The organism is Aequorivita antarctica, from assembly GCF_007997155.1.
In the GTDB taxonomy this organism is placed as follows: domain Bacteria; phylum Bacteroidota; class Bacteroidia; order Flavobacteriales; family Flavobacteriaceae; genus Aequorivita; species Aequorivita antarctica.
Genome location: NZ_VORT01000004.1, coordinates 300,286 through 324,527 on the forward strand (window position 1 = coordinate 300,286; position 24,242 = coordinate 324,527).

The window sequence follows — 24,242 nt, forward strand, 5'->3', positions numbered from 1 at the left end:
TTGAACTGTAAAAACTGAAAATTGAATAGGTTACCCAATTTGGACCCACTGCGGTTTTTTCTCGCTTCCTTCGTGTTGCTATTTCACTTACCCCAACTTTCCGCAAATCAGGGCCTACCTTATTTTGATGGACTTCCTATCTATCACCGTGGGTTGGAGGCAGTTTATATGTTTTTTGTATTGAGCGGATTTTTGATAATTCGACTTATTTATCGTGCCAAAAAGCGGGATGCTTTCTCCATAAAAGATTTTTATATTCGAAGAATTCTGCGAATTTTTCCGCTTTATTATCTTGTTTTGGGCTTCGGACTGCTCTTTTACAATGTGATTTTACCCTTTTTGAATATTCCTTTTGAAATAAACTACACTTGGAAAGAAGCCTTTTTATACAACGTTTTCTTTCTTCCGAATGTCTTTGCGAAAATATACGAACCTGGCGGGATACTTGAAATTCTTTGGTCCATCGGGATTGAGGAGCAATTTTATCTCGTGATTGCACCTTTGCTTTTTTTCATAAATGTGAAATGGATTTTGCGGGTTTTAAGCGTATTGTTAATTGGTTATTTCATCCTTTATTGGTCCGATGTTTTTGAAATGCTTCGGAAATATACTTTTGTGTTTTTCTACCTTTTTTCAGGCGGGGTTATTGCTATTCTTGAAGAAAAGAAAAAGTTGGAATTTTTGAAGCGTTCGGCAGTTTTTCCATTACTGATTTGCATTGCGACTTTGCTCTATTTTGTAACAGATTGGTTTCTATTTGAACCTATGTGGTTTCGGGCTTTATTCACTTGTTTGCTATTCGCATTTTTTATCCATTCACTGGCATTTAATAGTAGAGGAGTTGAAGTGAACAATAAAATATTGAATCATTTCGGAAGTATTTCCTACGGAATTTATATGTTTCACGCTATAGTTTTAAATGCTGTTGTATTTTTGTTTTTGAAATTGGAAGTGCTCCAAAACCTTAATGAAACTTTAACCATAATTTTAATGCACCTGCTTACCTTCGCAGGCACACTTTTAATTGCTCATTTGTCTTACACCTACTTTGAGCTTTACTTTTTAAAATTGAAAAATAAATTTAGAAAATGACTTTTGAAGTACGAAATACGAAATGTGAAGTACGAAGTACAATTAACATTAAACATTAACAATAGGAAATGACACTAATTAAATCTATATCAGGAATCCGCGGTACTATTGGCGGGACGCAAGGCGAAAACTTAACTCCAATTGATGCTGTAAAATATGCCGCAGCATACGGAAGCTGGGTAAAACAACAACGCAATAAAGAAACTTATAAAGTGGTCGTGGGCCGTGACGCGAGGATTTCAGGTGAAATGATGCAGCAATTGGTAATGAACACGCTCATCGGGATGGGGATTAGCGTGATAGACCTTAATCTTTCCACAACGCCAACGGTTGAAGTAGCCGTTGCATTGGAGCACGCCGATGGCGGAATTATACTTACCGCAAGTCACAACCCAAAACAGTGGAACGCTCTGAAATTGTTGAACAATAAAGGTGAATTTTTAAATTCAGAAGCAGGGCAGCAAATCCTCGACATTGCCGAAAACGGAACGATTGAATTTGCTGAAGTTGATAATCTGGGCGAAATCCATAAAAATGATGCATATATCGATTTGCATATTGACGAAATACTGAACCTGCCTTTGGTGAAAGCTGATGCAATAAAACGATGCAAGTTTAAAGTGATTGTGGATGCTGTTAATTCCACTGGCGGAATTGCCGTGCCTTTACTTTTAGAAGCTTTGGGCGTGGAACCTGTAAAATTGCACTGCACCCCAAACGGGGAGTTTCCGCATAATCCTGAGCCTTTAAAAGAACACTTGGGCGATCTGATGGAAAGTGTTGTAAAAAACCGAGCCGACTTCGGAATAGCTGTTGATCCTGATGTTGACCGACTTGCCTTTATAGATGAGAAAGGTGAAATGTTTGGTGAAGAATATACGCTGGTTGCCGTTGCCGATTATGTTTTACAGAATACTCCAGGAAATACGGTGAGCAATATGTCATCTTCTCGAGCTTTACGCGATGTTACCGAAAAGCACGGCGGAACTTATACTGCTAGCGCCGTTGGGGAAGTAAATGTGGTAGAAAAAATGAAGGAAACCAACGCCGTAATAGGAGGTGAGGGCAACGGTGGTATTATTTATCCTGAGCTTCACTACGGTCGCGACAGTTTGGTGGGAATTGCTTTGTTCTTAAGCTTTTTAGCTGAAGAAAAAATTGCCGTGAGCGAACTTCGGAAAAGATATACCGCTTATTTTATGAGCAAAAAGAAGATTGAATTAACACCACAGTTGGATGTTGATGCCATTTTGAAAGCTATGGAGGCAAAATATGCTTCTGACCTGCGTGCCACCGAAGCTTCAGCGAAGGTGCAAGACATAAACACGATTGATGGTGTAAAAATTGATTTTGCAGAAAACTGGGTACATCTTCGGAAATCAAACACGGAGCCAATTATCAGGATTTATACTGAAGCAAAAAGCCAGGAAGAGGCAGATGTTTTGGCGGATAGGATTATTGGGGAAATAAAAGCAGTTGCTGGATTGTAATTAATCCCTTTTCCGAAGCTTCCACCGTTTATGCGACCATAAATAATACTCAGGCTTTTCGCGAATCTGGTTTTCCAAAGCATCAAAGAACATTCGGGTTACTTGAAAATCAGGGTATTCTTTTGGGTTGTCTGCCAATGGAACAAAAGTTGCCATGTAATAGCCTCGTTTTACTTTTTCAACTTTTAAATAAAGTACAGCGAAATCGAGCTTTTTGGCCAATTCTTCAGTTCCGGTAAACATTGGAACATCTATTCCCATAAACGTGTCGCGGTGTTTGAAAGCGCCTAGTTTTGGGGTTTGATCTGAAAGTATGTAAGTTAGCGTTTTGACTCCTTTTTTCCACTTTCTAAAAAGCACGCCGACAATCTTTTTGTTGCTCACAATGATGCCGCCAAAGTGCTCCCGAGTCTTTTTTACCAAAGCATCAAATTGTTTGCTGTCTAAAGGTTTGTAAACAGCGTGGGCTTGATGTTGCATTAACTTGTTTAAAATACCGCTCCATTCCCAATTACCGTAATGTCCTGCCATTAGTAGGATGCTTCGGTTTTCTTGGTAATATTTATCAAGTATTTCAACATTTGTAACCACAAAACGCTTACGGATTTCTTTTTCAGAAATAGTGAATGACTTTATGGTTTCAAAAATAATATCGCACAAATGTTTAAAGAATTGTCGTGCTATTCGGTTTCTTTCTTCCTGTGTTTTTTCAGGAAAAACCAAAGCCAGATTGTCCTTCACGACTTTCTTGCGATAGCCAACAACATAATATACCAGAAAATACAGCGCACTAGATTTAAAGTACAAAATACCCATTGGCAGTTTAGAAAGTAACCAAAGAATTGGATAAACCAGTATATAAAGCAATCTTTGCATAGGAATTGTTACCGCAAAACTAATTAAATTTATTGCAAGAATTAGAATTCAAAATTCATTAAAAATTAATAATCCAATAACTCCTTTATCACAATGCAAAATCTACATATTGCAACTATAATAATCATCGCCGCAAATGTTATAATTTCCCTGAAAGGCTTTAATGATTTTTCTTTTTTTGAGAAATATAAATTCAATATCGCGGGAATCCGTCGAGGTGAACATATTAGAATGTTTAGTTCTGCTTTTTTACATGCAGACTTTTCACATTTACTGTTTAATATGCTTACATTATATTTTTTCGCAAATGTTGTAATTATGAGCGTGGGCGTAACCTATTTTGTAATCATTTATGTTGCTAGCCTTTTGGTGGGAAACCTTCTCTCATTCTATTTTCACAAAGATGAATACCACTACAGTGCTATTGGTGCCAGTGGTGCGGTGATGGGCATTTTGTATTCGGCCATACTTTTCTTCCCAAATATGGGGCTGTATCTTTTCTTTATTCCAATAGCCATTCCAGCGTGGCTTTTTGGAATGGCATATTTGTTGTATTCTATCTATGGAATGAAAAAGAGATTGGGGAATATTGGTCACGATGCCCACATTGGAGGAGCATTAGGCGGATATGTTTTAACACTTTTGTTTGCTCCTTATTTGTTTGAAACCAGCTTGTGGATTGTTGTTTTACTGGCTATTCCATTAATTATTTTATTCATTATGCATAAACTAGGAAAAATATAAAGAAGAGAAAAGAAAATAGAATAGAGAAAAAAGAAGAATAATTAATAATAGAAAACTATGAAAACCTTACAAACACTTTTAATTTTAGCACTAACAACCACTACCATTATGGCACAAAACACTTTACCACCACCTACAATAGACGTTACTGGAGAAGGCATTGTTCGTGTTGTACCAGATGAGGTTACAATCAACATTCGCGTTGAAAATACAGGTGAAAATACCAAAACTCTCAAAGAACAGAACGATGCAACTATTAGTGAAGTTTTAAAGTTTCTGAAGAAAATGAACATCGAGGATAAAGATGTGAAAACAGAATATATGAACCTCAGTAAAAACTACGATTACAACAGCAAAACATACACTTTCGCTGCCAATCAATCGCTTTCAATAAAGCTAAGGGATTTAAAAAAATACGAACCAGTAATGAAAGGACTTATAGATACTGGCATCAACAGAATTGACGGGGTGTCATTTTCATCCTCAAACAAAGAAGCTCTGCAAAGTCAAGCCCGTAAAAAAGCGGTAGAAAACGCTAAGATGAAAGCTGAGGAATATACCTCAGTTTTAAACCAAACTGTGGGGAAGGCAGTTTCTATAAGTGAGTTTAATAATTCTGGAGGACCGCAGCCTATGTATAAATCGGCGATGATGGATTCTTCTTCAGGAAGTGGAGATCAAACTATTGCAGTGGGTGAAATGGAAATAAAAACCACTGTTAACGTTAGCTTCCTACTTAATTAAATAAATAAGTTTTCCGAATAAAAAAGCCTCGACTTCCATTTGGAATCGAGGCTTTTTCTTTTTTTTTAAAAAATTTATCCCATGAAAGGATATCTATAATCCGTAGGTGAAACAAATGTTTCCTTCACCATTCTTGGCGAAATCCATCGGTATAGGTTTTGCTTGCTTCCAGCTTTGTCGTTTGTTCCACTGTTACGAGCACCACCGAAAGGTTGTTGACCAACAACAGCTCCCGTAGGCTTGTCGTTAATGTAGAAGTTACCTGCTGCGTTTTCAAGTATTTTTACAGCTTCTTCCAAAGCATATCTGTCTTCACTGAAAACAGCACCCGTTAAAGCATATTCACTGGTTTCATCAACCAAGTGCAAGGTTTCTTCCCATTTCTTGTCATCATAAACGTATACAGTAAGTACAGGTCCGAATAGCTCAGTACACATTGTTGTGTATTTTGGATCTTTTACTACAATTACAGTAGGTTCAATGAAGTAACCCTTGCTCTTGTCATAATTTCCACCTGCAATGATTTCAGCGTTTTTGTCTTTTTTGGCAGCATCTATATAGCTAGCAAGTTTATCAAAAGACCCTTCGTGAATTACTGCGGTTATGAAATTGCCCATATCATCGGGACTTCCCATTTTAAAGGACTTGATATCTGCAACCAAATATTTTTTAACATCTTTCCAGATACTTTCAGATATATAGCAGCGGCTTGCGGCGCTACATTTTTGTCCTTGAAATTCAAATGCGCCACGAGCCATAGCTGTTGCAACTTGTTTTGGGTCTGAAGTTTTATGAGCGACGATAAAATCTTTTCCACCTGTTTCACCAACAATTCGAGGATAGGTTTTATAGTTGTGGATATTGGTTCCAACTTTTTGCCAAATATCTTTAAAAACATGAGTTGAACCTGTAAAGTGGATTCCACTGAAATCTGGACTTGCAAGTATAGTATCAGTAATCATAACAGGATCTCCCATTACCATATTTATTACCCCGGCAGGAACGCCAGCTTCTCTGAAAACATCCAGAATTACTTTTGCTGAATATACTTGGCTGTCACTTGGCTTCCAAACAACTACGTTACCCATTAATGCAGCACTAGCGGGAAGATTTCCAGCAATAGCGGTAAAGTTGAAAGGAGTAATTGCATACACAAAACCTTCTAGGGGACGGTACTCAATACGGTTCCAAGCAGCGGAAGTAGATTCTGGTTGCTCAGCAAATATTTCAGTCATATACTGAACATTGAATCGTAAGAAATCGATAAGCTCGCAAGCTGCATCAATTTCAGCTTGGTATATATTTTTTGATTGCGCAAGCATTGTAGCTGCATTGATCTTAGCTCTGTAAGGTCCAGCAATTAACTCTGCTGCGCGAAGAAAAATTGCTGCACGTTGCTCCCAAGGCATTGCCGCCCATTTTTTTCTAGCATCCAATGATGTAGAAATAGCTTCTTCCACATTTTTTTTAGTGGCTTTATGATAAGTTCCCAACAAGTGTTTGTGATCGTGTGGGGGAGACATAGTAGCGGTTTCTTTTGTTTTTACCTCTTTTCCATTGATATATAAAGGTACTTCCACTTCTGAATCGTACATTTCTTTGTAGGTTTCAAGTACTTCCTTACGCTCTGGTGAACCTGGCACATAGCTTTTTATAGGTTCATTTACGGCGATTGGTACTTCAAAAAATCCATTTCCCATATTATTTTATTTTTTCTGTTTATGAAGAGTGCAAAGGTACGAAATTTTTAGTGTACAGTGTTCAGTAGCAGTAGGCAGTTTTTCTCTTGCATATGAATAAATATCCTCATTTTATAAGGACAAGATTTACTTAATTTATTAGTTTTACTGATCACCGCCACTGAACACTGAACACTTTTTAAAATATGTGTACCGTAACTTTTATTCCGAAATCTAACAACGATTTTATACTGACTTCTAACCGTGATGAAGCTCCGGGACGCGAAACTTTTCCGCCAAAAATATATGAAGAGGATGGCGTTAAACTGCTTTACCCGAAAGATGCTGTTGCTGGTGGAACTTGGATTGGTGTAAGCGAAAAGAAAAGAGCTATAACTTTAATGAACGGCGGTTTTGTTACTCATGAGCGCAAACCTTTTTACCGAAAGAGCAGGGGGTTGGTTGTAAAAGATTTGATGAAATGCGACGTTTTGAAAAATGAAATTGAAAACTATGATTTCAATGGAATAGAACCATTTACGGCAATTTTAGTTGAATGGAAGACCCAAGTGCAATTATTCCAACTAGTTTGGGATGGCTTGGGGTATCATTTTTTCGAGGAACCTTTAGCACCAAAAATATGGTCTTCTTCGCCATTATATCCAGAAAATTTAAGGAAAAAAAGGGAGCAATGGTTTTCAGAATTTTTGTTTGAAACAGTAAAATCTTCGGAAGAAGAAATCCTTCAGTTTCACAAGACTGCAGGGGAAGGAGATTCAAACAGTAACCTAATTATGGATCGTGGTTTCATTAAAACGAAAAGCATCACTCAAATTGTTAGAAATAAAGTGGGTATTGAGATGCGTTATGAAGATTTACAAACGAATAAAATCAGTAATTCCGTGTTCAGTAATGAAGGTTCGACGTAGCGGGTAAGAGGTTAATTCATCGAAAAGGGCGCGCTCAAATTGAAAAGTGGAATGGAGACTCTAAACTTTCGGGTAGTTGTAAAGTTAACCATATTGTAATGCCCCTTCATTGCTCCAAAAGGTGACAAAAGAAGACAGCCACTAGTGTAAGAGTGCTTCTCTCCAGGCAAGAGTATTGGTTTCTGACCTATTACACCTTCACCTTCCACAATTTCTGTATTGTTTAGTGAATCCTTGATTTTCCAGCTGCGTGAAGTTAGCTGAACTGTGTCTTTGCTTTGGTTCTCAATGGTCACGTTATAGGCAAAGGCATATTGCATTTTACGGTTTTTGTAAAACGTGCCGTCGAACTCGGTCTTTACCGAAATTTTAATTCCGTGGGTTACTTGTTGTACCATGTTTTTTTAATAAATCGCTGCGCTTGCTGCCACGAAAATTAGTGCGGCAAAAGTCAATCCTATTACAAATACAGTGTTTAAAAATACAAATTTTATTAAAGTTAGCACCCTGCTTTGATGGTAAAAATTACGCAATGCTTTATAGAAGTAAAATGGCCCAATAAACATGAACAGGCATCCCAAGAAAAATTTTGATCCAATTATAAAGTCTGGAATAATAAAAAGGAGCATTGCCAAAAAGATAAAACTGAAAATGTGGAATATGAAAACCATATGTTCCATATAGGTATATTTTTTCCGAGAATAAATAAGCCAGAAAAACAAAGCGAAAAAGGGTGTAAAGAAAAAGAGGAAAAAAGGTATTTTGGAAATAACATAATTTATAAAGTCATTAGGATTTTCTTTTATCTTCTCTACAGTCATGTTTTTTGAATAGACCCATCTGTTAAACGATGTATTTCTGTGATGCATACTGTCTAGTGCAGTTGCAGCATTTTTCACTTTGTTTTTTTCGTAAAAACTATTGTATAAAGAAAATCTTTCTGTATAACTTTTTATAAAGTTCATTGTGTCCAACTCTTTTTCTGAAAGATATTTTAAAGGTTTCTTTGGCTCTTGCTTTTCTACAGAATCGGCAAATCTAATTGCATCTGCGCTGGTCATTTTAATATTCTGCTCTAAGGAATCCAAGTCAGCGTTATCCATTATTTTGGAACTCAAGTTTAAATTTTTGTCAATACTTGGGTTTATAACATCAATTAAACTATTCAACAAAAAGTAGACTATAGATACACTTAAAAAGAAACGAAAGGGGTTAGCATATTTTAATCTTTGACCTTTGGCATAATTTCGGGTAATGATTCCTGGCCTGAAGAGAAGATCTTTCAGAGTGTTTCGGAATCGAGAATCGAAAACTACAATGCTATTAAGGAATTCTCCGAAAAAGTCTTTTGCAGAAAGCTGCTTATTGCTGTTCAGTTGGGAACAATGTGGGCAATAAACATCGCTAAGGTCAAGTGGGTGGCCACAGTTTAAACATTTTTCGCCACGGAATTGCATGGACTTTCTCCCTGTGGAAATTTCATCTTTTTTGTGTTTCATTACCCTCTGAAAAAAAGAAATTGTCGCATTAACTTATATTTTAGCCAATCAATTGTTGTTGATATTTGTGGAGTTTGCATAGCCTATCCCAATAATACGGTCATAGCGTGCACCCAAATCGCGGAAATAAACTACTACGGTATAATTGTTTTCAGTTTGCCAAAAATCACCACTCACTGCACCTTGTTCTATGCTTCCGTCACGGTTTACCACTACATATTTATAGCTGTAGTACCCTTGTTTAAAAAGACGTGTGTTTGTGTAGCTGTCTGTTTTTGGTTCGTATTTCATATAAGTGGTTCCGTCAATGGTCCAATTGTTGAAATTGCCGTAAATGTGAAGTTCCTTATCGCCCAGATCGTCGTAATACTGTAGGTTGAAGTGCATTCGCACATATTCGGCTTCTAAATCTTGGTTACGGGCATCTACATTGCGAACTACAAAATTTCCGTTTAAGTCGGGGTTGTAGGTATAAGGCCTGTCGTATCGAGGAATGTTTGTGTATAGGTAGTTTTCATAAACGTCCGTCAATTCTATAGAGCGTATACCATTTGTGGCAGAGCGTTCGTCTTTATTATCAAAAGAAAGGAATTCATTACCACCACCGAAGGAGGCTTCTGTGTCGTATCTATAGATCAACTCGTTGCCCATAGTGTATTGCGGCACCAAATCTGTAATGGCGGTATTAAGGTTGTTGTTTTGTAGCACAAGGGTTTTAACCGTTTGCTTCGGATTTATCAATAATAGGTCTGGTGAATTTATAGTAAACTGAACTACTTGCTTTTCATTGATAACTTTCAAATTACGGGCGCGTTTTATTTCTACCCCCACTTTTGCGATGTTTTCCATCACCAAAAATTTTCGGGTGAAAACAAGTTCGCCATCGCTATTGAAGATGCTGAGTAGATAGTTACCGCTTTTTTTTATTTCCCGAGTGTCGCGGTTGGGAATAGTGAGTTCGTAGTGCGAAAATATTTGCAGCGTGTTCAGCGAGTTTTGATAAGTATCTATGCGCACATCGTCAAAACCATCTAGGTATTCACTTTTGGAAAGATCGGTGGGCGACCAGTCAAAATTGTAATGTGTAATGGTGTAATAATAATCTTCTTCATCGCCATTGAGTGCGTCAAATGAAAGTTGTAGTCGGCTTCCCAAGTTTATGATGGGCAGTTGACTTTGATCTGTACCACCACTGAACTGGATGGTACTGATGTATGATGGTTCAACTTTTTCCACGATTTGGGAGAAAGTTGGGAATACCGTAAGCAATAAAAGAAGCGTTGAAGAAAGTGTTTTTAACATGATGTTGATTTAAAAAGCTAAGATAACAAATTTTGTGCCTCTTACATTAACGGTTTTTGGAAAGCAATTGATGTTTTCATCTCTTTCATATTTTCAATTCGGCAATTTTCTTTTTTTCTTTGAAATTTCTCCCATGTTGAAAGTTGGAATTTTGGGCTCCGAGGTTGGAAAGGAAAAGTTTGTAGTATTTGACTGCTTCTCTGATATCTCCTTTCAAATCGTAGGTTTCTGCTAAATACAATTCATTTTCGTAGCCTTTTGATAATGATGAAGCTTTTTGAAATTGAACAATTGCTTCGTCATGTTTTTTAAGATTGGACAATGCGAAATCTATGTATTGCAAGGCTTATTTTATTAACTTCTTGCACATTTTAACTGTTTGGCATTAATTTTTGATCAGTTTTATTGTTTGCAAATTTTCGTTCGATTTTATTTTACAAAAATACAAACCGCTATTTAGCTCCGTTAAATCAAGCTCAATTTTACTACTTCCAGGTTGTAATTCTTTAGTATGTATATCAATCACCTTTTTTCCTAAGACATCAAAAACTGTAATTTGAATAATTTGGGATTCGTTTACATCAAATTCCAGAGTTGTGAATTCAACGACTGGATTTGGATAAACCTTAATAGACGCAGGATTTTGTATATAACCGGTTACTCCTAACGGCCCGGGATTATAGTGGTAAACAGTCATATCACTCGAACTAATTGCATATAGACTCGCATCACTTGCGAACATACTTGCCAATCCCCAACCCCCAAACTTATTGGGAGTGTCTAGCCAGATCTGACTTCCGGTATTGTTATATTCCACTATGGGCATTTGAATGAAAGAAGGATTATTGGGATCCGGGGAAGGACCGCCCTTTCCGGTTACAATTACTTCTCCCGTTGACTTTGCTAAAATATGGTAGGGTTCTTCATCATTAAAGGTGGTCCCGTCATAAATGGCATACCAAAGCAAAGTGCCTTCGGTATCAGTTTGCAGGGTCTTCCAATCAAAATAAGCAGAAGATGGGGTAGATCCGCCATAGCCAATTGCGCTAATCCGGTTGTTCAGATAAACAAATTTTCTAGAAATTTCAGTACCACCAAAATCATAATCATGATCCCATAAAAAGGTTCCAGCCGAATTGTACTTTGTAATTCTCATATCTATTCCACTGGAAGGCGATACGGCATTTTCCAAGCTGCTCAATACATACACATTATAGTTTTCATCAATATCAATATCTGAAGCAATAAACCCTTCTGCTGCTGCTGTCCATAGCAAAGCTCCCGATGTGTCATAGACAAAAACAGGTGCGACATTTGCAGTGGGGCTACCCGTTGCCATTACGATTCTATCGTCTTTAATTCGCATGGAACTAAAGTTTCGGGGTAAGTTTTCAAGGCTGGTAGTAGTAGAAAGTAGATTGCCGTTTGGATCGATTTTGTAAAGAACTGCTCCCTCCGGGGCGTTTATTGCGGTGCCAATATACAAATTGCCTGAACTGTCCACGACACTTCGGCTGTTAAACCTGTTTAAGGCAGTAATGGTAATGGAGATAGGAATGACTGTTTTCCAAAGAAGTGTGCCCGAAGGGCTATACTTTATGGCTACAATAGCATTAGGATAGTCCCAGCCTGTTGATGAACTATAAGAATATATGTTACCAACAACTAGAATATTGTTGTTTACATCGCTATTTATCCAATTTGGTTTTTCGTACAAACCGGACATCCCCGAGGCATCAGCCATTTCCCAAAGCAGGCTTCCAGAAATATCATACTTCCGGGTGTAGGTTTCAAAATTCTGCCAGTAGCCTGTAACAATTAAATTGTCCTCAGAATCAACTGTGCTCATAACCGAATTTTTAGAATAATTTCCGGCACCTTGCATCCAGTCAAAAGTGTATTGAGCATGTAAATTTATTGCAAAAAACAGAATGAATATGGTACGTGTGATTAGTTTTTTCATGGCATATCATGTTTAAATGAATTTAATAAAATTATTATGGAAAAAACCAATAAAAAATGATTTTTATCATATAACCATGTAAACAACTTTGAGGTGCTATACCCTAATCTAATTTAAATATTTTCAATTTTTCTTATTGAATTTCATATTACATTTAATTGGCAAGTAAGATTTTAACCCTATATATAATTCAATTTTCTTTAAATAATATGGAAAATATTATAGTACTGGATAATTTTAGAAATTTGGTTAAAATCTGTGGTAACGTATTTATTTAAATATTACCACTTTTTCCAAATTCAAAAAAAGCATTTTCCTCCTAAAATCCTTTCACTAATTTAAAAACATTTTAAAAAAGACCCCCACTTCTTTTTAACACAGAAAATTATACCCTTTTATTGTGCAATGGTGTATTTAATTTATAAATTTGCACGCCCTTGGTCCCCGGCAATAAAACTTGAGGGATTAGAGGGTGTTAAAAAGGCATTATTAATATCCATATTCATGTCCAAAGACATTAAGATTAAAAAAGGTCTTACCATTAAATTAAAGGGTGAAGCAGAAAAAACGCTATCCAGCGCCCCGCGATCCAGAACATTCGCAATAAGACCTTCCGATTTTCATCTCATCACCCCAAAAATGGTGGTTCGGGAAGGTGGAAAAGTTCAAGCTGGTGATACCATTTTCTACTCGAAAAGCAACGAACTGCTAAAGTTTGTTTCACCTGTTAGCGGAACTCTTACCAAAATAGAACGCGGTGCGAAACGCGTCATTAAAGAAATTACTATTGAAGCAGATCCGCAGGATACCTTTAAGAATTTTGGCATTTTGAGCCCAGATTCTTCAAGTGCTGAGGCTATTAAAGCCCGTTTGCTTGAGTCTGGTTGTTGGCCGTTTATTATGCAACGCCCATATGCGGTGATTGCTGACACGGAACAGGAGCCTAGAGATATCTTTGTTTCGGCATTCAGTTCGGCACCTTTGGCAAACGACTGTGATTTTTCTTTAAAAGGAAAAGAAAAAGAACTTCAGGCTGCTTTAACTGCGTTGAGCAAACTTACCAAAGGCCAAGTGCATGTGGGTGTCGATAAAAGTGGAAGTTCGCCTTTTAAAGGTTTGAGAGATATTACCCTTCATACTATTTCTGGGCCGCATCCTGCTGGAAATGTGGGTACACAGATAAACAAACTTGGACCCGTTAACAAGGGAGAGATTGTTTGGACCGTTGCGCCACAGGATCTTGTGATTATGGGGGAATTGTTACTTACTGGAAAATTTAATCCAGAACGCATTATCGCGCTTTCTGGCTCCGAAGTAAAGACTCCAAAATATTATAGAACAAGAATTGGTTCAGAAGCCGCGACCTTTTTGTACGACTCTGGATTGAAAGACGAGAACGTACGTGTTATAAGTGGTGATGTGCTTACAGGAAAAAAGATTTCTCCTAAAGGACATTTGGGCTATTACAACATCACTGTAACGGTTATCCCAGAAGGCGACGATTATGAGTTTTTTGGCTGGACCAAGCCAGTTTTTGATAAAATTTCAACTTCAAGAGCGCTTACCTTTTCTTGGTTAACGCCGAATAAAAAATACGATCTTAATACCAATACCAACGGAGAGCACCGTGCTTTTGTGGTAACGGGTAATTATGAAGAAGTTTTCCCGTTGGATATGTTTCCTATGCAAATGCTAAAAGCGTGTATGGTTCAAGATTTGGATGAAATGGAAGCTTTGGGAATGTATGAAGTGGCTCCGGAAGATTTCGCGCTTACCGAATTTGTTTGCGTGAGCAAGCAGCCACACCAACAAATCATCAGGAACGGTCTTGATTTAATGTATAAAGAAATAGGATAATCGCTATGGGATTGAAACAGAATTTACATAAGCTAAAGGAAAAGTATGCGGGAACCAAAATGGCCCCTGCTTTCAATGCATTGCATACCTTTTTGTATACGCCAAATGAAACTACCCACTCTGGCTCTCATGTGCGTGTGGTGGATGATTTGAAGCGTACAATGAACACGGTGATAATGGCACTTATTCCTTGTTTGATTTTTGGAATATTCAATGCCGGGTATCAGCATTATGCAGCTATAGACAATACATTAAGGTTGGATCCATTAGGCAATTTCTTCACTTGGGATAACTTTATGTTGGGGGCATGGAAGGTTTTACCTTTAGTTATTGTTTCCTATGTAGTTGGTCTTGGTGTAGAGTTTATTTTCGCCATCATTAAAAAACACGAAGTAGAGGAAGGGTACTTGGTTACGGGAATGCTCGTGCCACTTATTGTTCCTATTGATATTCCACTTTGGATGCTTACTGTTGCAGTAATCTTTGGAGTTGTAATCGGGAAAGAAGTTTTTGGTGGTACAGGGATGAATATTTTAAATCCTGCACTTACTATCCGTGCCTTTTTGTTCTTCGCCTATCCAACGTGGATGAGTGGTGATAAAGTTTGGGTAGAAGGAGCACAGGCTATGGCGGGTCAGCCTGATGCAATATCAGGAGAAACCATTTTAGGAACTTTGGCTGCCAACGGACATCCAGTTTACAGTCTTTGGGATATGTTCTGGGGCTTTATACCGGGCTCTGTAGGGGAAACTTCTACATTCCTTATCCTTCTAGGTGCGTTATTTTTAATTTTCACCAAAATAGGAAGTTGGCGAATTATGCTTTCGGCCGTTATTGGTGCCATTGCAATGGGATTGATATTCAATGGAGTTGTAAATGCCGGGTGGATTGAAAACGGAAGTAAATTCTACGGATTAATGAACGAAACTTGGTGGCATCACCTAATTATTGGTGGTTTGGCATTTGGTATTGTGTATATGGCTACCGATCCTGTTACGGCTTCACAAACCAACAAGGGAAAATGGATTTACGGTTTCTTTATAGGTTTTATATCCATAATGATCAGGGTCTTCAACCCAGCCTATCCGGAAGGTGTTATGCTTGCAATATTGTTAATGAATGTATTTGCACCCACCATTGACCACTATGTGGTACAGGGCAATGTAAGAAAGAGATTGAAACGTTTAAAAGTTAAAACAGCGTAATAATGGCAAAGTTTACTGATAAAAACTCATATACAATACTGTTTGCAATAATAATGGTATTGGTCGTTGGAAGCCTTTTGGCCGGAGTGGCACAAGGACTGCGCGGTAAGATTTCTGAGAATGAGCGCTTCGAGAAGCAACAGAACATCCTTTACGCTATGGGCGTTGATGATAATGAAGGAACGGGTAGCGTTAACTTTATCTCTACTAAAGAAGTAGAGGCTACTTTTCATAAATACATAAAAAAGCAACTTGTAATTCAAGGCGACGAAGCCACTGAAGACGACAATGCTTATTTGATTGATATAAAAAAGGAAGAAACCCACGCAAACGATGATTCAAATTACAAAAGGAAACTTCCTTTATTCATTGGAGAAAAAGACGGCGTGACCTACTACATTATTCCGATGCGCGGAAAAGGGCTATGGGATGCTATATGGGGCTTTGTTTCGCTTGATAAAGATTTAGTCGTTGAAGGGGTATTTTTTGATCACAAAGGTGAAACTCCTGGTCTTGGAGCCAATATTAAGGAGCGTTTCTTTATGGACGACTTTAAAGGTGAGCAGATTATGAACGGAGATGCTTTTGTGGGGATAAATGTAGCCAAAGGAAATAACGACCCTTTGAACGAAAGAAAAGACGATCAAAAAGTAGATGCCCTTGCAGGTGCTACTATAACGGGGAATGGTGTAACAGCAATGATTAAAAAAGACGTTGCGCGGTATATTCCTTATTTAGAAAAATTAAAAGGAGCTGAAATGAAAGAAACTACCGAGACGGTCCAAGTTTCTGATTCACTTCAGTAAAATAAGACAGTTGTTTTTATAACTAACAAAATTTAAAAAAAAATGGCTTTACTTTCAAAAAAAGACAGCAGGTTAATCCTAGACCCCTTAGCAGATAATAACCCTATAACCATTCAGGTATTGGGTATCTGTTCGGCATTGGCAATTACAGCGCAGCTAAAAGCTTCTATAGTAATGGCACTTTCCGTAATGGTCGTATTAGCGGTTGGGAATGTGGTTATTTCGCTTTTGCGGAATGTTATTCCAGGAAAAATTCGAATTATTGCACAGCTTATTATTGTTGCGGCTTTGGTAATTATTGTTGACCAGGTGTTAAAGGCTTTTGCTTATGAATTGAGCAAACAGCTTTCAGTTTTCATAGGTTTGATTATTACAAACTGTATCATTATGGGGCGTTTTGAAGCTTTCGCTTTGGCAAATAAACCTTGGCGCTCTTTTCTTGACGGAATTGGGAATGCCGCTGGTTACGGACTTATCTTGATAATTGTAGGTTTCTTCCGTGAGCTTTTAGGCTCTGGAACACTTTTGGGCTTCAAAGTTTTGGGAGATCCAATAGCAAAAACTGGACTTTATGCATTTGGTTATGAAAACAACGGGTTTATGTTGCTTTCTCCAATGGCATTGATAGTTATAGGAATTATTATCTGGGTACAACGTTCAAGAAACAAAACTTTAATAGAGGAATAACAAACTTGGCAGTAGCTTCAGGCAGCGGGCAATCCTACTGCAAACTGTAACTGCATACTGAATACTAAAAACATGGAACACGTAGAGTTATTTTTTAAATCGATTTTCATAGACAATATGATATTTGCCACCTTCCTTGGAATGTGCTCTTATCTTGCTGTTTCCAAAAAAGTTACAACCGCCGTTGGTCTTGGTGCCGCCGTAATCTTTGTACTGACGGTAACAGTGCCCATCAACTGGCTTTTAGATCAATACCTTTTGAAGGATGGGGCTTTGGTTTGGCTAGGACCCGAATATGCCGATTATAATTTAGGATTTCTTTCCTTTATTCTCTTCATAGCAACCATTGCGACAATGGTGCAGTTGGTAGAAATAGTGGTTGAAAAATTTTCACCTTCTCTTTATAACTCTTTGGGAATCTTTCTTCCGTTAATTGCAGTAAACTGTGCAATTTTAGGAGGATCATTATTCATGCAATCTAGAGATATTCCAACATTGGGCTTGGCATTAAACTATGGTTTCAGCTCAGGAATTGGATGGTTCTTGGCAATTTTGGCAATCGCTGCCATTCGTGAAAAAATACGCTATTCCAATGTTCCGGCTCCACTGCGCGGTCTTGGTATCACCTTTATTATTACTGGGTTAATGGCTATTGGTTTTATGAGTTTTGGAGGAATGTTGACTGGAGGGGATGAAAAGAAACCAGCTCAGGAAACAAGTGCAGCTACCATAAAAACCGAACAAATTCAAAAAGAAAATACAGAAGAGACTGCCACTGTGGTTTCAGTGTCAGAAGTTTCAACACTAACGAAGCAATAATATGTTTTTAGAAATAAGCACTCTTGGAGTTATAACAGTAACGGTAATTGCCCTTTTGATTTTGACCTTGGCATTGGTTGCCTTATTGTTGTTCACAAAAGAAAAATTGTCTCCATCTGGTCCCGTAAAAATTACAATTAATGACGAGAAAGTAATAGAAGTGCCTTCTGGGGGCTCGTTACTTTCTACTCTGAGCGCCGAAAAAATCTTTTTGCCATCTGCCTGTGGTGGTGGTGGTACATGTATTCAATGTGAGTGCCACGTACTTTCGGGTGGTGGTGAAGCTTTGCCTACCGAAACGCCTCATTTTACCCGTAAAGAATTAAAAGAGGGTGCACGCCTTTCCTGCCAAGTGAAAGTGAAGCAGGACATGAACATTCACATTCCCGAAGAAGTTTTCGGCATTAAAAAATGGGATGCCACGGTTGTTCGTAATTATAACGTTGCTTCCTTCATTAAAGAATTTGTAGTTGAAATTCCTGAGGATATGAACTACAAAGCTGGGGGTTATATTCAAATTGAAATTCCACCTTGCGAAGTAAAGTTTGAAGATATGGACATTACTGCGCACCCAGAAGAGCATGAAAGACCAGATAAGTTCCAAGATGAGTGGGACAAATTCAAACTTTGGCCTTTGGTGATGAAAAATAATGAAACGGTTGAAAGAGCCTATTCTATGGCTTCTTATCCTGCCGAAGGACGTGAAATTATGCTTAACGTACGTATTGCAACGCCACCGTTTGATCGTGCAAAAGGTGGATGGATGACGGTTAACCCTGGAATTGCCTCTTCTTATATATTCAATTGTAAAAAAGGAGATAAAGTTGTTATCTCTGGACCTTATGGTGAATTCTTTATCAATCCTTCTGAATCAGAAATGCTATATGTAGGAGGTGGAGCTGGGATGGCGCCGATGCGTTCACACTTATACCATCTTTTCAAAACCCTAAAAACTGGGAGGAAAGTAACTTATTGGTACGGAGGTCGTTCAAAAAGAGAACTATTCTATCTAGAACACTTTAATGAATTGGAGCGCGAATTTCCGAACTTTAAATTCTATTTGGCCTTAAGTGAACCTGCTGAGGAGGACAATTGGAAAGTGAAAAAAGATATTAATGATGAGGCTGGTGATGGCTTTGTAGGCTTTATTCACCAAGTGGTTATTGATAACTATTTGAACCATCACGATACGCCTGAAGATATAGAACTATATTTCTGTGGACCACCTTTGATGAACCAAGCCGTTCAAAAGATGGGGGAGGACTTTGGAATCCCAGATGAAAACATTCGTTTTGATGATTTTGGAGGATAATTAGATATATTTAAACCTATTCAAAAACCGTTTCAATTTATTTTGAAACGGTTTTTTTTATGTTATTAAATTTCGTAAAGAGCTGTTAACTATATATTATGTATTATTTTTGAAGTATTAAAATGAAATTTAAAGCCTCAGAAAATGAAAAATTTTACACTTTTACTTGTCTTTTTATTGACCCTTACCCTGGGTTATGGCCAATCCAATCAAACCCCTTTTAAGAAAAATAATAATTCAGAAATAGCAGCTGGCTCCACAGGTCTTTTGGTTTTTGATGATGCCAAAAAATATTCTCCCGAAAGCCCAGAAGCAGTTCTTAAAGAAGTTTATAATTTACCTCCAGCAATAACTTTCCGACTAATTAAGGAGGAGCTTGACAATTTGGGTTTTCTTCATCAGAAATATCAAGAATACCACAATGGTATTAAAGTGGAATTTGGAACTGTAACTTTTCATAGTAAAGAAGGGAATGTAATATCATTAAGCTCTGAATACTATCCAGTTTCTGAGATGTCTGCGGCTCCAAGTTTGAGTAAAGAGATGGCTTTTCAAAAAGCTGTTTCGTATGTAGGGGCGGAACATTATTTGTGGGAAAATAGCAGTCTTGCCAAAGTAATGGATAATTATAAAAAACCTGAAGGGGAATTGGTTGTATTTCCAGTTTTTTCAAACACCATAAATTCCCAAAATATAGTTGAAAAGTACACATTCGCATATAAATATGATATTTATGCAACGTATCCAATAAGCAGGGGAAATGTATATATAGATGCAAATACTGGTGAGACAATTTTATACAATGCTATAATAAAGCATGCCGATAATAATGGATTTGAAGGCAAAGCTTTGGTAACTGCTGAAACTGAAGAATTGTTTTGCGAACGCCTAGAAAACCAAAAATCACCTATGCTTGCTACGGGTACGGCCGCAACAAGATATAGCGGTGCACAGACTATTACAACAAGAAACATTTCTGGTTCCTTTAAATTAAGAGACAATACAAGAGGAGATGGCATCAATACATTTAATAGTGGGAAACAGCCATTATATTATTATACAGATTTTTCAGATGCTGATAATAACTGGACGGCTGGAGAATTCAATAACGCAAATAAGGATAACGCTGCTCTTGATGCTCATTGGGGAGCAGAACAAACTTATGACTATTGGTTAAATGTACAAGGAAGAAATAGCTATGATAATGCAGGAGCATCTATAAATAGTTGGGTGCATTTTGATGATGTTGCTGGTGGAGCGGGTTACAACAATGCCTTTTGGAACGGTAGTGTAATGACCTATGGCGATGGCTCTTGCGGCGCAAGCGAAGGTTGTAGTGGTTTTGATGCACTTACCTCCATTGATGTTGCGGCACATGAAATAGGTCATGCTGTAATGACACACACAGCAGACATGGTATATGAAAAAGAATCTGGAGCAATGAATGAAGGTTTCTCAGATATTTGGGGAGCATCTGTAGAGCATTATGCAAAAGGTAATGGAAGCGACACTAGTCCTGACGCTAAAATTTGGTTGATTGGAGATGAAATTGATAGACGTTCAGGCTCGGCTGCATTACGCTCCATGAGCAATCCACAATCTTTGGGTCAACCTGATACTTACGGAACCAATGATCCATATTGGGTTAATGTAACAGGTTGCACCCCATCAAACGGTAATGATCATTGTGGAGTACATACCAACAGTGGGGTGCTCAACTATTGGTTTTACCTTACAGTAGTAGGGGGGAATGGTACAAATTCAAATGGAGATGCTTATAACGTTTCTGGTATTGGAATGAGTAAAACGCAGACTATTGCATATAGAGCAGAAAAAAATTATTTATCCTCAAACTCAACCTATGCAAATGCAAGGACAGCTACTATTCAAGCTTCAACAGATCTTTATGGATCTTGTTCTATAGAAACCCAAGCAGTTACAAATGCATGGCGTGCTGTTGGTGTGGGAGCAGCATTTTCAGGTAGTTGTACACCAGCAATTGGATTTTTAAGTGTCACTGGAAATACTTTAGAAGCTACAGATTGTAGCTATCAAGATGTCAATGTTCCATTAATAATTGGTTTGGGTGCATCGCAAAGCGCAACAGTTACTTTCTTGGTAGCAGGTGGAACAGCAACTAATAATGTGGATTATGAAATAATGACTCCAACAGTTACTTTTCCAGCAGGTTCAACAGCACAAAAGAATATGATACTGAGAGTATACAATGATGGGTTTGCCGAAACAAATGAAACTGTTATCATTGACTTTACCGTGAATCCTAACGGAGGTAATGCAACTGCAAATCTAGCTTCAGACACCTTGACTTTTACAATTACTAATGACGACAACGCACCAGTACTTTCACAAAATATAACTTTACTTGATGAAGATTTTGAACTAGGCGGTTGGGGAGGTCTTTTGGATGGTGATGGTGATGGCCATGTTTGGATTTCGGGTATAAGCGGTCCTGTCTATACAGGCATTACAGGAAGTTATCCAGCATCAGAAACAAATTTAACAATATTAGGAAGTGGCGCGGGAAAGGCTAATGCAAATAATTATTTTATAGGCCCTAAAATTACTATTCCGGTAGGAACTACTAATACCCAATTTTCTTTTGGTATTGCGGGATACAGTACCCTAGAACATTATGCGGTTTATTGGACAACCAATATTGATACGGCTGCAGGTATTAATGCTGGAATAAATTTAGAAGACAGGAATACACTTGCTGGTTCAGGTCAGATTAGAACAATAAACAATACTACCCTTGCAGGACAAACAGGCTATTTCGTTGTGAGGCACTATAATTCATTTGCAAATAATGGATTGTTGTTTTTTGATAATGTTACAATTACAGCATCGGTTGAAACTTCAGTTCAAACTGCTGTTAATACAGGAACTACTAATGACCAAATAGACCTGGTTGGTGCTGGAACAATCTACACTTCTGATGCCTCAACAGGAAATGTAATGCTGGATATTACCAATAACAACTCGTTTGACTACGGCTGTACTGATACATCGGTTTCACGCGCTGGTACAGGTGCCCAATCCCATAACGGAAGTACTTTGCCAAACTTAGTTATGGATAAAAACTTCAGAGTAGGTGTTGACAACACTGCAAGCCCTGGGAGCACAACAGTGAAATTTTATTTCACATCTGCTGAAATAGCAGGATGGGAATCTGTAACAGGATTATCTAGAACTCAATTGGTAGCCTATAGAACCTCTGGCGATGAAACATCGGCACTTACTATTGGCTCTTTTGGAACAAATATTACATTGACAGGAAACTTCACAGGACTTGATGGTGATTATCTTTTTGGTCCTGCAGCTGCTTTTGCAGACTGCCCAGGAGTTACAACCTATAGTTCTTCCAGTTGGAGCAATGGTGTGCCTACTAGCAATATGAAGGCAATCATTGATCAAAATTACAGTACTTCAATAGCAAATATAGATGCCTGTACCTTGGTTATAAACGCAGGAAAAACTTTGACCGTTCCAGATGGAACCTATACAAAAGTAGAGGGTAATATAACGGTGAATGGAACCCTTTTTGTTGCTAACGAAGGAAGCTTAGTACAAGTTGACGACGCTGCAACTGTAACAAACAACGGAAGTATCACCGTACGGAAGATTACTCCTTTCCTAGAGCCAAGATATTTTATGGTAATGGGTAGCCCAATGACAGCTGAAACACGTACAGGGGTCTATGGTAGCTCGGTATTGGTCAGAAACCATATTACCGCCAACTTTGTTCCTAACCCAGATGTGGAGAGTGGTGATCCTGGAGCGGAGAACTTTGCCGATGACGATGGTGATGACTGGCAAAATTATTCCGGTATCGTAAACGCTGGGGAAGGCTATTTGGTGCTTCCACAACCGGACCTTGCTTCCAGTGGATCCTATACCCTTGATTACACCTTAGGAACCTTAAACAATGGACAGGTTGATTATAACGTAACCTATAACGGAACACAAAACGCGAGCCCAAATATTGTTGGTAATCCTTACGCTTCTGCCATAGATGCAAACGTTTTCTTGAGTGAGAACAGTATGGTGGATGCTGTTTATTTCTGGGAACATTTAACCACTGCCAGCTCTAGTTATCCAGGCTATAAAGTGAATAATTACGACATGGGTGATATCTCTATGTTCAATAGTTCTGGTGGTGTGAAAGCAGCGAACGACATGGAGCCGGGAGAACCTACCAAACCTAACGGATACATATCCTCCGGACAAGGTTTTGGGTTCAAGGCAACAGCTGCGGGAACCGCAAGTTTTAAGAACTATATGCGCGTTACTGATAACAATGACACCTACAGAAGACCTTCTACAACAAAAAACCGTATCTGGCTTCAGGTTTCTAATGAAACCTATGGTCTGAGCAGTGGTATGTTAATTAGTTTTTCAGACCAATCTATTGATGGTTATGATGCCAAATTTGACGCAAAACGACTGGCTACACCTTTAAGTATTTATTCCAAATTGCCTACAGGTGAAGAGCTTGCAATCCAAGGAAGAAGCGCTTTTAATACAGACCAAGAAGTTCGCTTAGGTTTCGTTAGTCAAATAGAGGAAAATCAGGAATTCAAAATTTCAATAAGTGCTCAGGATGGTATTGTTTGGCCGGATGTACAGGTTTTTTTAGTAGACAAGGCTGAAAATGTGGTTCATAACCTTACCGATGCTGATTATATTTTCAAGAGCAAGGAAGGTGCACAAAACGAGCGATTTGTAATTCTTTTCAAGACTACTGTTTTGGGCACACAGGAAAATCAGCTACAGAGCATCAGTATCGTGCCAAACCCAACCACAGGCAACGTAACAATCGTTTCGCCAAAAACAACGATTAACTCTGTAGAGGTGTTTGACATTCGTGGTAGAAGATTGATGGCCGTGGATTATAATAATGCCCAATATTCAATCGATCTATCAAGCCTGCAATCAGCCACTTATTTTGTGAAGATAAACACTACGGAAGGAAGCCTTATTAAACGTGTAGTGAAGCAATAATAAATATTAATACAATCAATTTCAAAGCCGCCTTTGTTTATGCAAAGGCGGTTTTTTTATGTTCCATTGTCCTGTCCAAAAAATAGCGATACCATAAAAACCTTAGTGTAATAAAACAACACAACGAATAATACTTGATCTGGAAGCGGGGAGTATGGCAACTGAAAGATTAAAAGGTGATCAGTGCATTAAAAGGTTTAATTAATACTATAACAC

General features: G+C 38.1%; 19 protein-coding genes. 12 read left to right on the forward strand and 7 right to left on the reverse strand.

The features are described 5' to 3' along the window. Positions 1-21: 21 nt before the first annotated feature. Positions 22-1,092: an acyltransferase family protein gene (locus tag ESU54_RS07800; protein ID WP_111844705.1), complete on the forward strand. Its 1,071-nt coding sequence runs from the start codon at positions 22-24 to the stop codon at positions 1,090-1,092. Between the two features lie 68 nt (positions 1,093-1,160). Further along, complete coding sequence (gene glmM / locus ESU54_RS07805) at positions 1,161-2,582, forward strand: phosphoglucosamine mutase (protein WP_111844706.1); 1,422 nt, start codon at positions 1,161-1,163, stop codon at positions 2,580-2,582. Here glmM and ESU54_RS07810 read toward each other — a convergent pair whose 3' ends face one another. Further along, complete coding sequence (locus ESU54_RS07810; protein ID WP_111844707.1) at positions 2,583-3,458, reverse strand: lysophospholipid acyltransferase family protein; 876 nt, start codon at positions 3,456-3,458, stop codon at positions 2,583-2,585. 93 nt (positions 3,459-3,551) lie between these two features. On the opposite strand from ESU54_RS07810, the gene ESU54_RS07815 reads away from it, so the two are divergent. Together ESU54_RS07815 and ESU54_RS07820 are read left to right on the forward strand one after the other, a co-directional pair. Continuing rightward, the gene (locus tag ESU54_RS07815; protein WP_111844708.1) at positions 3,552-4,202 is read left to right on the forward strand and encodes a rhomboid family intramembrane serine protease; all 651 of its coding nucleotides are present in this window, start codon (positions 3,552-3,554) and stop codon (positions 4,200-4,202) included. A gap of 57 nt (positions 4,203-4,259) precedes the next feature. Further along, positions 4,260-4,946: an SIMPL domain-containing protein gene (locus tag ESU54_RS07820; RefSeq protein WP_111844709.1), complete on the forward strand. Its 687-nt coding sequence runs from the start codon at positions 4,260-4,262 to the stop codon at positions 4,944-4,946. Positions 4,947-5,020: 74 nt separating this feature from the next. On the opposite strand, the gene pruA is transcribed toward ESU54_RS07820, so the two are convergent. Then, entirely contained in the window at positions 5,021-6,646 is a 1,626-nt protein-coding gene (gene pruA / locus ESU54_RS07825) for an L-glutamate gamma-semialdehyde dehydrogenase (protein ID WP_111844710.1), read from the reverse strand. A 185-nt stretch (positions 6,647-6,831) separates the two neighbouring features. Between pruA and ESU54_RS07830 the strand changes: the two genes are divergently transcribed. Next, complete coding sequence (locus ESU54_RS07830; protein ID WP_111844711.1) at positions 6,832-7,554, forward strand: NRDE family protein; 723 nt, start codon at positions 6,832-6,834, stop codon at positions 7,552-7,554. An 11-nt stretch (positions 7,555-7,565) separates the two neighbouring features. Here ESU54_RS07830 and apaG read toward each other — a convergent pair whose 3' ends face one another. From apaG to ESU54_RS07855, 5 genes are all read right to left on the reverse strand, one after another. After that, positions 7,566-7,952 carry a Co2+/Mg2+ efflux protein ApaG gene (gene apaG / locus ESU54_RS07835; RefSeq protein WP_111844712.1) on the reverse strand — a complete coding sequence of 129 codons (387 nt, stop codon included), beginning with the start codon at positions 7,950-7,952 and terminating at the stop codon, positions 7,566-7,568. Positions 7,953-7,958: 6 nt separating this feature from the next. Next, the gene (locus ESU54_RS07840) at positions 7,959-9,053 is read right to left on the reverse strand and encodes a DUF3667 domain-containing protein (RefSeq protein ID WP_111844713.1); all 1,095 of its coding nucleotides are present in this window, start codon (positions 9,051-9,053) and stop codon (positions 7,959-7,961) included. Positions 9,054-9,101: 48 nt separating this feature from the next. Next, on the reverse strand, positions 9,102-10,355 hold the full coding sequence (locus tag ESU54_RS07845; protein WP_111844714.1) for a type IX secretion system plug protein: 1,254 nt from the start codon (positions 10,353-10,355) through the stop codon (positions 9,102-9,104). A gap of 85 nt (positions 10,356-10,440) precedes the next feature. Further along, on the reverse strand, positions 10,441-10,698 hold the full coding sequence (locus ESU54_RS07850) for a hypothetical protein (protein ID WP_111844715.1): 258 nt from the start codon (positions 10,696-10,698) through the stop codon (positions 10,441-10,443). A 42-nt stretch (positions 10,699-10,740) separates the two neighbouring features. Continuing rightward, entirely contained in the window at positions 10,741-12,318 is a 1,578-nt protein-coding gene (locus ESU54_RS07855; protein WP_111844716.1) for a T9SS type A sorting domain-containing protein, read from the reverse strand. A 504-nt stretch (positions 12,319-12,822) separates the two neighbouring features. On the opposite strand from ESU54_RS07855, the gene ESU54_RS07860 reads away from it, so the two are divergent. From ESU54_RS07860 to ESU54_RS07890, 7 genes are all read left to right on the forward strand, one after another. Then, complete coding sequence (locus ESU54_RS07860) at positions 12,823-14,175, forward strand: Na(+)-translocating NADH-quinone reductase subunit A (protein WP_111845473.1); 1,353 nt, start codon at positions 12,823-12,825, stop codon at positions 14,173-14,175. A 5-nt stretch (positions 14,176-14,180) separates the two neighbouring features. After that, positions 14,181-15,380 (forward strand): NADH:ubiquinone reductase (Na(+)-transporting) subunit B, encoded by a 1,200-nt coding sequence (locus tag ESU54_RS07865; RefSeq protein WP_111845428.1) that lies wholly within the window; start codon positions 14,181-14,183, stop codon positions 15,378-15,380. 2 nt (positions 15,381-15,382) lie between these two features. Next, the gene (locus ESU54_RS07870) at positions 15,383-16,186 is read left to right on the forward strand and encodes a Na(+)-translocating NADH-quinone reductase subunit C (RefSeq protein WP_111845429.1); all 804 of its coding nucleotides are present in this window, start codon (positions 15,383-15,385) and stop codon (positions 16,184-16,186) included. 42 nt (positions 16,187-16,228) lie between these two features. Next, positions 16,229-16,873: an NADH:ubiquinone reductase (Na(+)-transporting) subunit D gene (locus ESU54_RS07875; protein WP_111845430.1), complete on the forward strand. Its 645-nt coding sequence runs from the start codon at positions 16,229-16,231 to the stop codon at positions 16,871-16,873. A gap of 72 nt (positions 16,874-16,945) precedes the next feature. Then, entirely contained in the window at positions 16,946-17,692 is a 747-nt protein-coding gene (nqrE, locus tag ESU54_RS07880) for an NADH:ubiquinone reductase (Na(+)-transporting) subunit E (RefSeq protein ID WP_111845431.1), read from the forward strand. Position 17,693: 1 nt separating this feature from the next. Next, the gene (gene nqrF, locus ESU54_RS07885) at positions 17,694-19,004 is read left to right on the forward strand and encodes an NADH:ubiquinone reductase (Na(+)-transporting) subunit F (protein ID WP_111845432.1); all 1,311 of its coding nucleotides are present in this window, start codon (positions 17,694-17,696) and stop codon (positions 19,002-19,004) included. A gap of 144 nt (positions 19,005-19,148) precedes the next feature. Continuing rightward, positions 19,149-24,026, forward strand: a complete 4,878-nt coding sequence (locus tag ESU54_RS07890) for a M4 family metallopeptidase (RefSeq protein ID WP_111845433.1) — start codon at positions 19,149-19,151, stop codon at positions 24,024-24,026. Positions 24,027-24,242: the final 216 nt, after the last annotated feature.

Excerpts from the sequence above, each read along its gene's own strand:
- nqrE (WP_111845431.1), top strand. The coding sequence starts at position 16,946 with ATGGAACACGTAGAGTTATTTTTTAAATCGATTTTCATAGACAATATG.
- pruA (WP_111844710.1), bottom strand. The coding sequence starts at position 6,646 with ATGGGAAATGGATTTTTTGAAGTACCAATCGCCGTAAATGAACCTATA.
- nqrF (WP_111845432.1), top strand. The coding sequence starts at position 17,694 with ATGTTTTTAGAAATAAGCACTCTTGGAGTTATAACAGTAACGGTAATT.
- ESU54_RS07840 (WP_111844713.1), bottom strand. The coding sequence starts at position 9,053 with ATGAAACACAAAAAAGATGAAATTTCCACAGGGAGAAAGTCCATGCAA.
- ESU54_RS07855 (WP_111844716.1), bottom strand. The coding sequence starts at position 12,318 with ATGAAAAAACTAATCACACGTACCATATTCATTCTGTTTTTTGCAATA.
- ESU54_RS07820 (WP_111844709.1), top strand. The coding sequence starts at position 4,260 with ATGAAAACCTTACAAACACTTTTAATTTTAGCACTAACAACCACTACC.
- ESU54_RS07890 (WP_111845433.1), top strand. The coding sequence starts at position 19,149 with ATGAAAAATTTTACACTTTTACTTGTCTTTTTATTGACCCTTACCCTG.
- ESU54_RS07875 (WP_111845430.1), top strand. The coding sequence starts at position 16,229 with ATGGCTTTACTTTCAAAAAAAGACAGCAGGTTAATCCTAGACCCCTTA.
- ESU54_RS07845 (WP_111844714.1), bottom strand. The coding sequence starts at position 10,355 with ATGTTAAAAACACTTTCTTCAACGCTTCTTTTATTGCTTACGGTATTC.
- glmM (WP_111844706.1), top strand. The coding sequence starts at position 1,161 with ATGACACTAATTAAATCTATATCAGGAATCCGCGGTACTATTGGCGGG.
- ESU54_RS07865 (WP_111845428.1), top strand. The coding sequence starts at position 14,181 with ATGGGATTGAAACAGAATTTACATAAGCTAAAGGAAAAGTATGCGGGA.
- ESU54_RS07810 (WP_111844707.1), bottom strand. The coding sequence starts at position 3,458 with ATGCAAAGATTGCTTTATATACTGGTTTATCCAATTCTTTGGTTACTT.
- ESU54_RS07860 (WP_111845473.1), top strand. The coding sequence starts at position 12,823 with ATGTCCAAAGACATTAAGATTAAAAAAGGTCTTACCATTAAATTAAAG.
- ESU54_RS07870 (WP_111845429.1), top strand. The coding sequence starts at position 15,383 with ATGGCAAAGTTTACTGATAAAAACTCATATACAATACTGTTTGCAATA.
- ESU54_RS07830 (WP_111844711.1), top strand. The coding sequence starts at position 6,832 with ATGTGTACCGTAACTTTTATTCCGAAATCTAACAACGATTTTATACTG.
- apaG (WP_111844712.1), bottom strand. The coding sequence starts at position 7,952 with ATGGTACAACAAGTAACCCACGGAATTAAAATTTCGGTAAAGACCGAG.
- ESU54_RS07815 (WP_111844708.1), top strand. The coding sequence starts at position 3,552 with ATGCAAAATCTACATATTGCAACTATAATAATCATCGCCGCAAATGTT.